We start from the raw sequence: 14739 nt of genomic DNA, 5'->3' as shown, positions 1-14739 counted from the left end.
GGGGATGATTCGCCGTCGGGCTTGCGGTCGGCGGTGGCGAGAGGCCGCTACCGGCCAGAAGCCGCCTTTCGTGCTTCGCCACCCGGTGTCTGCCTGTCATCCCGAATCAGCCACGCTGACGCACGATTGAGCGCGTGGCGCACGAACGTTGTCACCGAAAGCCTCTGTCGATGGGCGAATTTTGTCCGGCCTAAAATCTCCTCGATCGATGTACGGGCAGGTCAAAGCCAACGGAGCGCTGAGTGACGGTCATCGCACAACTTTCCGATATTCATGTCCGGCCTCACGGCGTCCTGTATCAAGACGCCGTGGATTCCAATGTCATGTTTTCGGCAGCCGTCGATTCGCTGAACCGCATTCGACCTGAGCCGGACCTGGTTGTCATCTCCGGCGACCTGACGGACGAGGGCACCGAACACGAGTATCGAAAACTTCGCGAACTGCTCGTCGAGTTGAGGCGACCGTTCGTGGTTCTGCCGGGTAATCACGACGACCGTGGCAATCTGCGAGCCGCGTTCCCGGATCACGCGTGGCTTCCGGACGAGGGCGCACTCTCGTTCGCGCTGGACGTGGGCGAACTACGCGTCGTGGCGTTGGACACCTCCGTTCCAGGGCTACATCACGGTGAACTGGACGCCGAAACCCTGGCGTGGCTCGACACTGAACTTGCCGAGCATCGCAATCGGATGGTGGTTATCGTCATGCACCATCCACCGTTCATGACCGGCATTCCTTATCTCGACATCTACGGGTTGCGAAATGCGGAGGCATTTGCCGCGGTTCTTGCGCGGCATAGCAACGTAGATCGCATTCTTGCCGGGCACGTCCACCGGTCGATGCAGACGCGTCTTGGGCGCGTTCCGGTACTCACCTGCCCGAGCACGACCACTCAGATTGCGCTGCGCGTTGAAGCGGACGCGCAGCCCGCTTCTTTTCTCGAACCCCCTGCATACATGCTGCATCGCTGGGCAGGTCGAGGTCAGCCAGCGGTCTCCCACTTGTGTTACGTGGGGCACTTCGAGGGCCCGTTCCCCTTCGCGTAAGCGTCCCCGTCGGGGACACGGCGGTCGATGACGTACGAGGCATTGGCACGACATGGACAGGCCATGCCGCTTGTTACCCCGGAGCAGGCGATCGACCGGCGTTACCACCGGCGCGTCGCCGCGCCGGCAGGCGCGCCGCCGTCAATGCGCGTCGACGAGCCGCGGATCGATATACGCGTTGACGTCCTGCGACTGCTTGTACACGGCGTTACGCACGTTGAACGCATTCGCGTTGCGCGTCGAGCCGTAGATCGAATCGAGCCCGTCGCCCTTGCGGAACGCGCGCTTCGCGGCCGCTTCGTCGAGCAGATGCGTGCCCTTCAGCAGCGGAAGGTATTGCGCCGGCGCGAGCCCGACGCGTGCCGACATGATCTTGACCGCATCGGCCTGCGTCTTCGGATCGTTGATGTAGGCGACGCAGCGATACCAGACCTTGACCACCTTCGCCCAGTCGGCCCGGCGCGCGGCGAGGCTCGCCGGCGCGACGGTGATCGCATCGTAGATCAGCCCCGGCGCATCCGCCGACGTGAAGATCGCGCGTGCGCCCGGCGCGCGTTTCAACGCCTCGCCCGCATTCGGTTGCCACGCGGCCACCGCCGCGATGTCGGCCGACGAACCGAGCACCTGCGGCAGCTCGTTGGTTTTCGCATTCACGAGCGTGACGTCGCCGTCCTTGAGCCCGTGCTTCTGCAGCGCGGTTTCGAGCAGCAGGTGATCGACCAGGCCGAGCTCGACGCCGACCTTCTTGCCCTTCAGCGCCTCGACGGTGCGCAAGGGCGGCTTCGCGACGATCATGTCGTTGCCGGCCGAGTAGTCGGTCAGCAGGATCATCACGTTCTTCGCGCCGGACGCGCCTGTTACCAGCGCATCGCCGTTGGTCGCCGCGACCGCATCGAGCTTGCCTGCGGAAAACGCGTCGAGCGACGCCGAATAATCGAACCATTCGAAATCGACGTCGACGCCGGCCTCCTTGAACCAGCCCTTGTCGAGCGCGACCTGGAAGGCGACCCAGCCGGGCCAGTCGCTGTAGCCGATCTTCAGCGGTGCGGCAGCCTGCGCGGCAGGCGCCGCCCATAGCGTGGCGGCCGCAACGGCGGCGCCCAATGCATGACGGATGAAACGGAAGGACGGCAGGCGGCGGAACGCCGGGGCGGGACGGGTCATCGTTGTTCTCCAGGAGACCGGGATCGGGATCGTCGATACGGATCGTGCGTGAGCACACGTTCCGACTGCATGGCCGGTTCCTGCGGATGCGGAACGAACGAGGCGGCCACGGAGAGGCGCGACGGCCGTTGCCATCGCCAATCTCCCGGGCTTTTGTCCCGCCGTGTAGCGCGTGCGCATCCGGTCTCGCGAACGGATGAACCCGCGCCGGGCTGCTCTCGGACCAGACGCTCGATGAACCGGAACCCTAGCACCCCTAAGATGCGACGCCGCCGCACCTCTCGGCGTCATGCCGAGCGAGAAGCGTGCCAATGGCACGCGGCCATCCGATTCAACGTCGGCGCAAGGGGCGCTGAAGTTCGATGAAACGGGCGGCGAACAGCGCGTGCAGTACGCGTCGGAGCAGGTCGAGCTTGTTCATGAAGGATCGTGCGTGAGGTGACGGTGCACGGATTCAGCAATAGCCATGCCATCGCGGAGCGCGCAGCGTGCGAGCACGCGACGCGCACTGCGCCGGTGCGCGGTTGCGTGCGCATGGTGCGCCGCACGCCCGCCGCGAGGGCAAGAAAATGCGTCCGCCATTCGGATGCCATGCATCATCGCGCCGCCGAGCCGCGTCGTGTGGTCATTGGCAGCGCCTGGCACGCAACTCGCTTATTCGACGCTCGAGAGGTGCGAAGCAATTTGCATCATCTTCAGGATCGCTAGGGTTCCGGTCGTGCGGCATGTGCCGCGCGATGTCTGGTCCGAGAGCAATCCGGTCTTGCCTTCGCCTCGATGAGAGGAAACGGCGAGGCTCCACGGAGGGATAAAAGCCCGGGAGGTCGCGATGTCGTTCGGTCGCCCTCTCACGCCTTTTATCAACCGATCCCGGAGCCGTCATGTCGCCGAGCCCCCAAGCCATTCTTGCCCCGCCGCCGCACGTCGCGTGGGAAACGCTGATTCCCGCCGGAACCCACTGGTCCGGCATCCTGCGCCGCGGCCTCGCGCTGCGCATCGTCGACGTCGACGGCGGCGCGAACCTGTCCGCCGTCTTTCATCGTCAGGAAGACCTGCTCGAACGCTACAACATGGCCGATACGCTGAAGGCGCAGCACACCGCGCATCTCACGCGCGGCCATGCGCTGTATACGGACATGGGGCGCGTGATCGCGTCGATCACGGCCGACACGCTCGGCTGGCACGATCCGCTCGGCGGCGTCGGCGATGCGCGGTTGTTCGCGCACAAGTACGGCGCGTCGTCGTACCAGGCCGATCGCAACGCGATGATCCGCAACGGCCGCGACAGCCTCGTGCTCGAGCTCGCGAAATACGGGCTGTCGGCACGCGACCTCGCCGCGAACGTCAACTTCTTCAGCAAGCTGGACACGCGCGACGACGGCGCGCTCGATTTCGTTGCCGGACATTCGCCGGCCGGCAGCGCGTTCGACCTGCGCTTCGAGATGAATACGCTCGCGGCGTTCTCGACCGCGCCGCATCCGCTCGATCCGCGTCCGGACTATGCGCCCAAAGCCGTGAAGCTGATCGCGTACCGCGCGTATCCGGCCGACGGTGCCGCGCCCGACGACGACCCGTGCCGGCGCGCATGCGCGGAGAACACGCGCGGCTTCGCCAACACCGACCGTCTGTTCGCATGAGGAGCGAGACCATGCCGATCACCGAAAGCCGTCTCGATCCGCGCGACGCGATCCACGACGTCACGCTGAACGCGGGCGACCCGTGGTTGCACGACCTGAAGCGCGGGCAGATCTTCCGCATTCTCGACCTGGAAGGCAACCAGGCCGTCGACACGCTGTTCTACCGCACCGACGATCCCGAAGAGCGCTACAGCGCGCAGGACACGATCCGCGCGCAGCGCAACCTGTACCTGAGCGCGGGCAGCGTGCTCGTGTCGAACCACGGCAACCCGATGGCGACGATCGTCGCCGACACGTGCGGCCGTCACGATACGCTCGGCGGCGCGTGCGCGGCCGAGAGCAACACGGTGCGCTATGCGCTCGACAAGCGCTACATGCACAACTGCCGCGACAGCTTCCTCAACGCGATCGCACACTGCACGTGCGGCGCCGGCGCGCGGCTCACCAAGCGCGACCTGGTCGGCAACGTCAACTTCTTCATGAACGTGCCCGTCACGCCGCTCGGCGGGCTCACGTTCGAGGACGGCATCTCCGCACCCGGCAAGTACGTCGAGATGCGTGCGGAGATGGACGTCACGGTGCTGATCTCGAACTGCCCGCAACTCAACAATCCGTGCAACGGCTACAACCCGACACCCGTGCGCCTGATGGTATGGGAGGTGGAATGAACGGCCCCCACGCGCACTTGCTTTGCATGGGGCCGGAGTATGCGCTGAAGCGCTACGCCGGGCCGACACGTTCGCTGCGGGAGGCAACATGAGATTCGCCAAAGTCCTCGTCGCGAACCGCGGCGAAATTGCCTGCCGCGTGATCCGCACGCTGAAGCGCCTCGGTATCGCATCGGTCGCGATCTATTCGGATGCCGATCGCGACGCGCGCCACGTGGCGCTCGCCGACGAAGCCGTACGCGTCGGGCCCGCGCCGGCGGCCGACAGCTATCTGAACGTCGCGGCGATCCTCGCCGCCGCGCGCGAGACCGGCGCGCAGGCCGTGCACCCCGGCTACGGCTTCCTGTCCGAGCATGCCGCCTTTGCCGACGCATGCGAAGCCGCAGGCCTGCGCTTCATCGGGCCGCGCGGCGAACACATGCGCGCGTTCGGCCTCAAGCACACCGCCCGCGAACTCGCGGCCGCGCACGGCGTCGCGTTGCTGCCCGGCACCGGACTGCTCGACGACGTCGCGACGGCGCTTGCCGAAGCCGACGCGATCGGTTATCCGGTGATGCTGAAAAGCACCGCGGGCGGCGGCGGCATCGGCATGTCGCTGTGCCGCGATGCCGCGCAGCTCGGCGCGGCGTTCGAATCCGTCGTGCGGCTCGGCGCCGCGAACTTCGCGCATGCGGGCGTCTATCTCGAGAAGTTCGTCGAACATGCGCGACACATCGAAGTGCAGATCTTCGGCGATGGTCGCGGCGGGGCGCTCGCGCTCGGCGAACGCGATTGCTCCGTGCAGCGGCGCAACCAGAAGGTGATCGAGGAAACCCCCGCGCCCGACCTGACCGACGCCGAACGCGACGCGCTGCACGCGAGCGCGGTGCGGCTCGCCCGCGCGGTGGGCTACGCATCGGCCGGCACGGTCGAATTCGTGTTCGACGCGAGCACGCGGCAGTTCTATTTCCTCGAAGTGAACACGCGGCTGCAGGTCGAGCATTGCGTGACCGAGGCCGTGACGGGCGTCGATCTCGTGGAATGGATGATCCTGCAGGCCGAGGGCGACCTGCCGCCGCTCGACACGCTCGCCGTCGCACCACGCGGCGCGAGCATCCAGGTGCGGCTGTATGCGGAGGATCCGCACAAGCAGTTCCAGCCGAGCGCCGGGCTGCTCACGCACGTGGCGTTTCCGGACAACGTGCGGGTCGACGGCTGGATCGAGGCAGGCACGGAGATCAGCGCGCATTACGATCCGCTGCTCGCGAAGCTGATCGTGCGCGGCGACACGCAGCGCGACGCGCTGGCCGCGCTGCGTGCCGCGCTCGACCAGACCGAGCTGTACGGGATCGAGACCAATCTCGACTACCTGCGTGCCGTCGTCGGCTCCGACGCGTTCGCGCGCGGCGCGCCGACGACCGCCTTCCTGTCGCGCTTCGCGTTCGCGCCGCATACGATCGACGTGCTCGACGGCGGCGTGCAGACCACCGTTCAGCAGGCCCCCGGGCGGGTCGGCTACTGGAGCGTCGGCGTGCCGCCGTCGGGGCCGATGGACGACCGCGCATTCGACCTTGCTAACGCGCTGCTCGGCAACCCGCGTGACGCGGCCGGGCTGGAATTCACGATGGTCGGCGCGACGCTGCGTTTCAATACCGCGACGCTGTTCGTGCTCGGCGGTGCGCCGCTCGCGGCCACGCTCGACGGCGAAGCGGCGCCGTTCTGGCAGGTCGTGCGCGCACGAGCGGGCGCGGTCCTGAAGCTGGGCGGCGTGACGGGCGCGGGCGTGCGCGCGTGTCTCGCCGTCAAGGGCGGGCTGCAGGTGCCCGACTATCTCGGCAGCAAGGCGACCTTCACGCTCGGCCAGTTCGGCGGCCATGCCGGTCGCGCGCTGCGCAAGGGCGACGTGCTGCATCTGCACGCGCAAGCGGGGCGCGGCGATGCCGGCGCGACGCTGGCCGCGGCCGACATTCCCGCGCTGACGCATGCATGGACGCTCGGCGTGCTCGACGGTCCGCATGGCGCACCGGATTTCTTCACGCCGGACGACATCGCGATGCTGTACGGCACGCAGTGGACCGTCCATTACAACTCCAGCCGCACCGGCGTGCGGCTGATCGGCCCGAAGCCTCGATGGGCGCGTGCGGACGGCGGCGAGGCGGGGCTGCATCCATCGAACATCCACGACAACGCGTATGCGATCGGGGCCGTCGATTTCACCGGCGACATGCCGGTGATCCTTGGCCCCGACGGGCCGAGCCTTGGCGGCTTCGTCTGTCCAGTGACGGTCGTGCGCGACGAGTTGTGGAAGCTCGGGCAGTTGCGGCCGGGCGATACCGTGCAGTTCGTGCGCGCGGGCGTGTCGTCCGGAATATCGGCCGGGGAACCGGCTGCCGCGGTCGTGGAGGCGGCACATGACGTTGCCGCGGCTGCATCCGGCTCGTTCGACGATTGCGTGCTGCATCGCGATCCGTCGGCTGGCGGCGGCATCGGCGTCGTCTACCGGCGCTCGGGCGATCGCAACGTGCTGGTCGAATACGGGCCGCTCGTGCTCGACCTGAACCTGCGTTTTCGCGTGCACGCGCTGATGGGCTGGCTCGACGCGCACCGGTTGCCCGGCATGCTCGACCTGACGCCGGGCATCCGGTCGCTTCAGGTGCAGTTCGACGCGCGGACGCTACCGCTTGCCGCGCTGCTCGCGCATCTGCAGACCGCCGAACGCGAACTCGCCGACGTGGCCGACATGCGCGTGCCGAACCGCATCGTGCATCTGCCGCTGTCGTGGGACGACCCGTCGACGCGCGTCGCGATCGAGCGCTACATGCAGTCGGTGCGGCCCGATGCGCCGTGGTGCCCGAGCAATATCGAATTCATCCGGCGCATCAACGGCCTGGCGAGCATCGACGACGTGAAGCGCATCGTGTTCGATGCGCGCTATCTGGTGATGGGGCTCGGCGACGTCTACCTCGGTGCGCCCGTCGCGACGCCGATCGATCCGCGGCACCGGCTGGTGACGACGAAGTACAACCCCGCGCGCACCTGGACGCCGGAGAACGCGGTCGGCATCGGCGGCGCGTATCTGTGCGTGTACGGGATGGAAGGGCCGGGCGGCTATCAGTTCGTCGGCCGCACCGTGCAGATGTGGAATCGCCACCGCACCACGCGCGAATTCGAGGCCGGCAAGCCGTGGCTGCTGCGCTTCTTCGACGAGATCCGCTTCTACGAAGTCAGCGAGGCCGAGCTGCGTGCGCTGCGAGAGGATTTCATCGCGGGCCGCGCGACGCTGAAGATCGAGGAATCGGTGTTCGACCTGCGCGCCTACAACCGCTTCCTGCACGACGAGGCGGAGTCGATCGCCGCGTTCAAGGCGACGCAGCAGGCCGCGTTCGACGCGGAGCGCGAGCGGTGGCGCGTGGCCGGCCATGCGGAATACGTCGGCGAGGGGGAGCCGGGCGATGCGCAAGTGGAACGGGTGGCGGGCGCGCTCGACGACACGCAGCGGGCGATCGCCGCGGACGTGTCGGGCAGCGTGTGGAAAGTGCTGGTCGAAGCCGGCGGGCGCGTGAGCGCGGGGCAGGTCGTCGCGATCGTCGAATCGATGAAGATGGAGGTGGCGGTGACGGCAACGGAAGACGGCGCGATCGAGACGATCGATTGCGCGCCCGGCATGGCGGTGGTGGCCGGCCAGCGGCTGATGGTGATGAAGGCGGGCGCCGCCGAGGAGGTCGCATGAGCACGACGGAACGCTCGATCCTGCGCGGAGTGCATGCGATTGCCGCGCTGCGCGCCCGCTACGCGGCGGGGGACCTGACGCCGCCTGCGCTCGTCGACGCGATCGCCGCGCACTTCGATGCGGGCGACCCGCACCATGCGTGGATCCGGCCGCTCACGCGCGACGAGATGATGCCGTACGCCGACGCGCTGGCCGGACGCGACATCGCGTCGTTGCCGCTGTACGGCGTGCCGTTCGCGATCAAGGACAACATCGACCTCGCCGGCATCCCGACGACGGCCGGCTGCCCCGCCTACGCGTACACGCCGGCACGCAGCGCGCCCGTCGTCGAGCGGCTGATCGCGGCCGGTGCGATTCCGGTCGGCAAGACGAATCTCGACCAGTTCGCGACCGGGCTCTCGGGGCAGCGCTCGCCTTACGGCGCGTGCCGCAATGCGCTCGACCCGCGCTACGCGTCGGGCGGCTCGAGTTCCGGGTCGGCGGTGGCCGTCGCGCTCGGGGTCGCGACGTTCTCGCTCGGTACCGACACGGCCGGCTCCGGGCGCGTGCCGGCCGCCTTCCACGGGCTCGTCGGGCTCAAGCCGACACGGGGCGTGCTGAGCACGCTCGGCGTGGTGCCGGCCTGCCGGTCGCTCGATTGCGTGTCGGTGTTCGCGCGTTCGGCGGACGACGCGTGCGTCGTGTTCGCCGCTGCGCACGGCGTGACGGAAGGCGATCCGTACGGGCGCGCATGGCAGCCGCTGCTGGGTGCGGACGGGTTGCGGGCACAGCCGGCGCGGCCGCTCGGGCAAGTGCGGTTCGGCACGCCGCGTGCCGATCAGCTCGAATTCTTCGGCGACGCATCGTATCGCGCGGCGTGGGGCGCGGCGCTCGAACGGCTGCGCGCGACCGGCGCGCGGGTCGTCGAGATCGACTTCGCACCGTTCCTGGCCGCCGCGCGGCTGCTGTACGACGGCCCGTGGGTCGCCGAGCGGCTGGCCGCGATCGGCGCATTCGCCGCGCGCGAGCCCGACGCGCTGCATCCGGTGATCCGCGAAATCGTCGGCGGGGCGTCGCGCTTCAGCGCCGCCGACGCGTTCGCCGCATTCGACCGGCTGGCGGCGCTGCGCGTCGACGCAGCCCGCGCGTGGGACGGCCTCGACGCGATCGTGATGCCGACCTCGGCGACGACCGCGACCGTCGATGCGCTCGAAGCCGATCCGATCGCGATCAATTCGCGCTTCGGCTACTACACGAACTTCGTGAACCTGCTCGACCTGTCGGCGATCGCGGTGCCGGCGGGCACGTGCTCGACCGGGCCGCATGCGGGCTTGCCGTTCGGCATCACGTTCGTCGGGCGTGCACACGACGATGCGCGGCTGCTCGATCTCGCACACGCGTGGGGCGACGGCGTTGCCGCTGTCGATGACGGTCGGCCGCCTGCGGCCACCGTGTCGGCGCGTGCCGCAGCCCCGGGTGTCGTGCGGGTGGCCGTCGTCGGCGCGCATCTGCGCGGCGAACCGTTGAACGGGCAGCTCACGCAGCGCGGCGCGCGCTTCGTCACCGCGACCACCACCGCGCCGGCCTATCGCCTCTACGCGCTGTCCGCGGAAGCAAGCGGCGGTGTCGCGAAACCGGGCCTCGTGCGTGTGCCGAACGATGGCGCACCGATCGCGGTCGAGGTCTGGGAGATGCCGGTCGACGCCTACGGCAGCTTCGTCGCCGGAATTGCGGCGCCGCTCGGCATCGGCACGCTGACGCTCGCCGACGGTACGCGCGTGCAGGGCTTCCTGTGCGAAAGCGTGGCGCTCGACGATGCGCAGGACATCACACGCTTCGGCGGCTGGCGGGCCTACCGCGCGCAGGCCGCCAGCGGCGCGCTGCAATGAACGCCCGGTCGCGCGATGCCGCGGCATCCGCGCGACCGGCACCCGAAACGATACGGAGATTCCGATGACAACGACCCGCAACACGACCGGCTGGCTCGCGGTGCGCCGCGAGCTGACGACGCGCGGCCAATGGACGCTCGGGCTGGCGTCCTTCCTGCTGCCGTTCGCCGTCTGGTGCCTGATCAGCTACGTCCCGTTCGTCTGGCATCCGCAGATGCGCATCACGAATCCGGGCAGCGTCGACTATTTCCAGACCGGCATGCAGATCGACCGCGACGTGTTCGACGACGAGCTCGCGCATGCGCGTGCGGCGCACGCGGCGGTGCCCGAGGGCGCGCGCGCGAATCCGGTCTACCTGCCGGCGCCGCACCAGGTATTGCGCGCGTTCTACACGGCGTTCACGACGCCGCCCGCGTCGCGCGACGGCGTGTGGCTGCACGAAAGCCTGTGGCACAGCATCCGCATCATCTTCTGGGGCTTCGTGATTTCGTCCGCGATCGGCGTGCCGCTCGGCATCGTCTGCGGCACCTTCAGTGCGCTCGCGCGGCTGCAGGAGCCGTTCCTGGAGTTCTTCCGCTACCTGCCCGCGCCGGCGTTCGGCGCGCTGATGGTCGCGATTCTCGGCATCTATGACGCGCCGAAGATCGCGATCATCGTGATCGGTACGCTGTTCCAGCAGGTGCTGATCATCGCGAACACCACGCGCAAGCTCGAATACGGGCTGTTCGAGGCCGCGATGACACTCGGCACGAAGAAGCTGAAGCTGCTCACGCACGTCGTGATTCCGGGCGTGCTGCCCGACCTGTATCGCGATCAGCGGATCCTGCTCGGTTGGGCGTGGACCTACCTGATCGTCGCCGAGCTGGTCGGCACGAGCTCGGGCATCACGTGGTACATCAGCCAGCAGGCGCGCTACCAGCATTTCGACAACGTGTATGCGGCGATCCTGATGATCGGGATCATCGGCCTCGGCACCGACATCGTGCTCGGGCTGCTCGGCCGCCGGCTCTTTCCGTGGGACCGCACGCTGAAAGCGTGACGTCCGCTCCCACGTACCCATCGACCGATTTTCGCAGAGGGCATCATGCAGAACCCGCAAGCCGTCCCCGATTACCTGATTCAATCCGATGCGGTGCGCGAGCGCTTCGCGCGGCTGAAGGCCCGCGACGTGATCCTCGACGTGCGACACGTCGGCAAGCGTTTCGCGACGCCGCAGGGCGAGTGCGTCGCGCTCGACGACATCAGTTTCCGCACGCACCGGCGCGAGTTCGTGTGCGTGATCGGCCCGTCCGGCTGCGGCAAGTCGACGTTGATCCGGATCCTCGCCGGGCTCGACGCGCAGACGAGCGGCGACGTGCTGCTCGACGGCAAGCCGGTCGACGGGCCGGGCGCCGATCGCGGGATGGTGTTCCAGGGCTATACGCTGTTTCCATGGCTCACGGTGAAGAAGAACGTGATGTTCGGCCTGCGCATGAACGGCAGCAGCAGCGGCGCGGCCGAGCGCGAGGCGCTGCAGTGGCTCGATCTCGTCGGGCTGACGCGTTTTGCCGACGTGTATCCGCACCAGTTGTCGGGCGGCATGAAGCAGCGCGTGGCGATTGCCCGTGCGCTCGCGAACCGTCCGCGCATCCTGCTGATGGACGAACCGTTCGGCGCGCTGGACGCCCAGACGCGGGCAAGGATGCAGACGCACCTGCTCGACATCTGGCGCAACATCGACGTGACGATCCTGTTCATCACGCACGACCTCGACGAGGCGATCTTTCTGGCCGACCGGATCCTGGTGCTGAAGGCGAATCCGGGCGGAGTGCAGGAGTTGATCGAAGTGCCGGTGCCGCGGCCGCGCGATTATTCGCAGGTCAATACGCCCGAGTTCATCGCGACGAAGGCGCGACTCGAAGCGCTGATTCATCCGAAGGAGGCCGCGACGGTCGAAGACGACGGCATCAAGCCGCACATGATCCGGATGACGGACGTGACGGATAGCGTCGAATAGCGTGGCGCCGGCTCATGCCGTCACGCCACAACGCCAGTCGCATCAGGCATGCGATGTTTCGGGTTGGTGACTGCATCGACGGGCGCGTCAGGAAAATGCCGCCAACTTGCTTACATCCGGATTAATTTTGTCCACGCTGACTGGACCTCGACTTCCCACGGTAAGCTGATGCATTCCTGATCGATTCTTCGGCTTGCGAGAGAAAGCGATGAAGGTGACCATTGCGTACATCGAAGAACCGCCATTCGGCTGGACCGAAGCGGATGGCACCGCGACCGGTGCCGATCTCGAACTCGCGGCGACGATCCTCCGGCAGATAGGCGTGACCCGGATCGAGTATTGCCCGGCGACGTTCGGCGAATTGCTGCCCGGCGTTGCATCAGGTCACTGGGACATGAACGTGCCGCTCTTCGTGACGCCGCAGCGTGCCGATACCGTCGCATTCAGCGTGCCGGTGTGGGGGATCGAAGACGGTTTTCTGGTTCGCCCGGGAAATCCGAAGGCGCTCAGGCGTTATGCGTCGATTGCCGAACGTCCTGACGCGCGCCTCGGCATCATTGCCGGACAGGTCCAGCACGATTCCGCGATCGCGGCGGGCGTGAGCCGGCGGCAAATCGTCGTCTTCGAACAGCAGGCCGACGCGATCGCGGCCGTTCTTTCCGGCGTGGTCGATGCGTATGCGAGCACCGCGTTGGGGAATCGAATCGTGGCGGGCCGGATAGGCAGCGCGCTGATCGAGGCCGTCGCGCACGAGTCGGATGTCGACGGCAGCCCGCGGACGCCTCCGCTGGGCGCGTTTTCATTCAACCGGGAAAACGGGGATCTGCTGGCGGCGTTCAATCAGCGACTTCGCTCGTATCTCGGCTCGCCGGACCATCGCGCTCGCATGGCGAGATTCGGGCTGACGGCGCGCGAGATCGATCCGGCCGTCTTGCAGACGGGATAGGTCGGCACTCGGCCGGCAAGCGTCGCTCGATAGCGACGCATCGCTCGACGAATGATGGAACGGTCGGCCGGCGCCGACGAATTCCACGGCGGCGGCGCGCGCGATGTCGCGATCGTGGATCTGCAACACGTCGACGACACGGTTCACGACGATCAGGTTGCCGAACCTCTTGCCGACGTGGCCGGCACCCACGATGGTCAGCCGAGATATCGCGATTCCCCGGCGACGGCCCGAAGGCCGTCGCGCCGTTGTGGCCGTCAATCGTGCCTGATCGCGATGGTCTTGAGCGCGGTAAAGCCGAGCAACGCTTCAAAGCCTTTCTCGCGGCCATATCCGCTTGCCTTCACGCCGCCGAACGGCAGTTCCACGCCGCCGCCCGCGCCGTAGTTGTTGATGAAGACCTGTCCGGCCTGCAGCTTGCGCGCGAGGCGCAGCGCACGTGCGCCATCCCGCGTCCAGACGCCGGCGACGAGGCCGTACTGCGTGCCGTTCGCGAGCGCGACCGCCGCGTTCTCGTCGTCGAACGGCATGGCCGCGAGCACGGGGCCGAACACCTCTTCCTGCGCGAGTTCGCTGTCGGGCGGTACGTCGCGGAACAGCACCGCTTCCTGGTAGTACCCCGAACCCGATGCGCCGGCCGCGATGGTGCCGCGCGCCGCCACCCGAATGCCGTCGGCCTGCGCGCGCTCGACGATGGCCCGGACCCGCGCATGCTGCCTGGCGTTGACGAGCGGCCCCATCTCCAGATTCATCGACGGCGGCCCGGAACGCAGCCGCGCGAACTGCTGCGCGAGACGATCGAGCACGCGCTCGTAAACGGAGCGCTGGACGAGCAGGCGGCTGCCGGCCGAGCAGGTCTGGCCCGCGTTCTGCACGATTGCGTTGACGATGACGGGCAGCGCCTGGTCGAGGTCGGCATCGTCGAACAGCAACTGCGGCGACTTGCCGCCCAGCTCGAGCACCGCGGGGCAGTGACGCTCGGCCGCCGCGCGCCCGACCAGCGCGCCCGTTCCGGTCGACCCGGTAAACGAGATGTGACGAATGCCGGGATGGGCCGACAATGCCGCGCCGGCTTCGCCGCCCAACCCCGTGACGACGTTGACCGCGCCGGCCGGAAAGCCGACCTCCGCCGCGATTTCGGCCAGCCGCAGAATGGACAGGCTCGCATCCTCCGCCGGCTTGACCACGCACGCATTGCCGGCGGCGAGCGACGCACCGACCGAGCGGCCGTAGATCTGCATCGGGTAATTCCACGGAACGATGTGGCCCGTCACGCCGATCGGTTCGCGCACCGTCAATACCGTGAACCCGGCGGTGTAGGGCAGTGTGTCGCCGTGCAGCTTGTCGACGCATCCGGCGTAGTACTGAAGGTAGCGCGCGAGCACCGCCGCGTCGGTACGCGCGGTGTTCAGCGCCTTGCCCGTGTCGCGCGCTTCGAGCTGCGCGAGTTCGTCCGCATGCTGCGTGACGGCCGCGGCGTACGCGAACAGCAGGTTGCTGCGCTCGACCGGCGACAGCTTCGCCCACGGGCCGTCGAGCGTGTCGCCCATCGCGCGCTGGGCGGCGGAAACGGCGCGCTGCACGTCGGTTGCGTCGCCGCGCGCGATCGTCGCGAACGCTTCGCCGGTGCTCGGGTCGACGACGTCGATCCGCTCGCCGGTCGTCGGCGCGACGCGGACGTTGTCGATGTAGTGATCACATTGCATGG

The 14739-nt window shown here is 68.0% G+C and carries 10 protein-coding genes and 2 riboswitches; of the genes, 8 read left to right on the top strand and 2 right to left on the bottom strand.

The features are described 5' to 3' along the window. The first annotated feature begins 242 nt into the window (after nucleotides 1-242). The gene (locus H0X95_RS29550; protein ID WP_059723854.1) at nucleotides 243-1043 is read left to right on the top strand and encodes a phosphodiesterase; all 801 of its coding nucleotides are present in this window, start codon (nucleotides 243-245) and stop codon (nucleotides 1041-1043) included. Nucleotides 1044-1184: 141 nt separating this feature from the next. Here H0X95_RS29550 and H0X95_RS29545 read toward each other — a convergent pair whose 3' ends face one another. Beyond that, a complete protein-coding gene (locus H0X95_RS29545; protein ID WP_059723852.1) occupies nucleotides 1185-2207 on the bottom strand; it encodes an ABC transporter substrate-binding protein in 1023 nt (340 codons plus the stop codon). Between the two features lie 140 nt (nucleotides 2208-2347). After that, nucleotides 2348-2469: riboswitch (guanidine-I (ykkC/yxkD leader) on the bottom strand. 431 nt (nucleotides 2470-2900) lie between these two features. Then, a riboswitch (guanidine-I (ykkC/yxkD leader) is annotated at nucleotides 2901-3032 on the top strand. A gap of 56 nt (nucleotides 3033-3088) precedes the next feature. On the opposite strand from H0X95_RS29545, the gene H0X95_RS29540 reads away from it, so the two are divergent. From H0X95_RS29540 to H0X95_RS29510, 7 genes are all read left to right on the top strand, one after another. Beyond that, nucleotides 3089-3844, top strand: coding sequence for an urea amidolyase associated protein UAAP1 (locus H0X95_RS29540; protein ID WP_048985958.1), 756 nt, complete (start codon nucleotides 3089-3091; stop codon nucleotides 3842-3844). A gap of 11 nt (nucleotides 3845-3855) precedes the next feature. After that, on the top strand, nucleotides 3856-4512 hold the full coding sequence (locus tag H0X95_RS29535) for an urea amidolyase associated protein UAAP2 (protein WP_059723850.1): 657 nt from the start codon (nucleotides 3856-3858) through the stop codon (nucleotides 4510-4512). Nucleotides 4513-4600: 88 nt separating this feature from the next. Next, nucleotides 4601-8221: an urea carboxylase gene (gene uca / locus H0X95_RS29530; RefSeq protein WP_196446310.1), complete on the top strand. Its 3621-nt coding sequence runs from the start codon at nucleotides 4601-4603 to the stop codon at nucleotides 8219-8221. Beyond that, on the top strand, nucleotides 8218-10089 hold the full coding sequence (gene atzF / locus H0X95_RS29525) for an allophanate hydrolase (protein WP_006498064.1): 1872 nt from the start codon (nucleotides 8218-8220) through the stop codon (nucleotides 10087-10089). The genes uca and atzF overlap by 4 nt, the downstream gene beginning before the upstream one ends. 64 nt (nucleotides 10090-10153) lie before the next feature. Continuing rightward, the gene (locus H0X95_RS29520; protein WP_059723847.1) at nucleotides 10154-11128 is read left to right on the top strand and encodes an ABC transporter permease; all 975 of its coding nucleotides are present in this window, start codon (nucleotides 10154-10156) and stop codon (nucleotides 11126-11128) included. A 45-nt stretch (nucleotides 11129-11173) separates the two neighbouring features. Then, nucleotides 11174-12085 carry an ABC transporter ATP-binding protein gene (locus H0X95_RS29515; protein ID WP_059723845.1) on the top strand — a complete coding sequence of 304 codons (912 nt, stop codon included), beginning with the start codon at nucleotides 11174-11176 and terminating at the stop codon, nucleotides 12083-12085. A gap of 208 nt (nucleotides 12086-12293) precedes the next feature. Then, a complete protein-coding gene (locus H0X95_RS29510; RefSeq protein ID WP_048985964.1) occupies nucleotides 12294-13031 on the top strand; it encodes a transporter substrate-binding domain-containing protein in 738 nt (245 codons plus the stop codon). 257 nt (nucleotides 13032-13288) lie between these two features. On the opposite strand, the gene H0X95_RS29505 is transcribed toward H0X95_RS29510, so the two are convergent. Beyond that, complete coding sequence (locus H0X95_RS29505) at nucleotides 13289-14737, bottom strand: aldehyde dehydrogenase family protein (protein ID WP_048985965.1); 1449 nt, start codon at nucleotides 14735-14737, stop codon at nucleotides 13289-13291. Nucleotides 14738-14739 lie beyond the last annotated feature (2 nt).

The sequence above is a fragment of the Burkholderia sp. 9779_493 genome (assembly GCF_015712215.1).
In the GTDB taxonomy this organism is placed as follows: Bacteria; Pseudomonadota; Gammaproteobacteria; order Burkholderiales; family Burkholderiaceae; genus Burkholderia; species Burkholderia cenocepacia.
The sequence above is the reverse complement of the archived record's forward strand: the minus strand, read 5'-3'. Positions and strand labels throughout refer to the sequence as shown.

Coding starts and splice junctions, on each gene's coding strand:
- H0X95_RS29545 (WP_059723852.1), bottom strand. CDS start 2,207: ATGACCCGTCCCGCCCCGGCGTTCCGCCGCCTGCCGTCCTTCCGTTTC.
- H0X95_RS29540 (WP_048985958.1), top strand. CDS start 3,089: ATGTCGCCGAGCCCCCAAGCCATTCTTGCCCCGCCGCCGCACGTCGCG.
- H0X95_RS29535 (WP_059723850.1), top strand. CDS start 3,856: ATGCCGATCACCGAAAGCCGTCTCGATCCGCGCGACGCGATCCACGAC.
- uca (WP_196446310.1), top strand. CDS start 4,601: ATGAGATTCGCCAAAGTCCTCGTCGCGAACCGCGGCGAAATTGCCTGC.
- atzF (WP_006498064.1), top strand. CDS start 8,218: ATGAGCACGACGGAACGCTCGATCCTGCGCGGAGTGCATGCGATTGCC.
- H0X95_RS29520 (WP_059723847.1), top strand. CDS start 10,154: ATGACAACGACCCGCAACACGACCGGCTGGCTCGCGGTGCGCCGCGAG.
- H0X95_RS29515 (WP_059723845.1), top strand. CDS start 11,174: ATGCAGAACCCGCAAGCCGTCCCCGATTACCTGATTCAATCCGATGCG.
- H0X95_RS29510 (WP_048985964.1), top strand. CDS start 12,294: ATGAAGGTGACCATTGCGTACATCGAAGAACCGCCATTCGGCTGGACC.
- H0X95_RS29505 (WP_048985965.1), bottom strand. CDS start 14,737: ATGCAATGTGATCACTACATCGACAACGTCCGCGTCGCGCCGACGACC.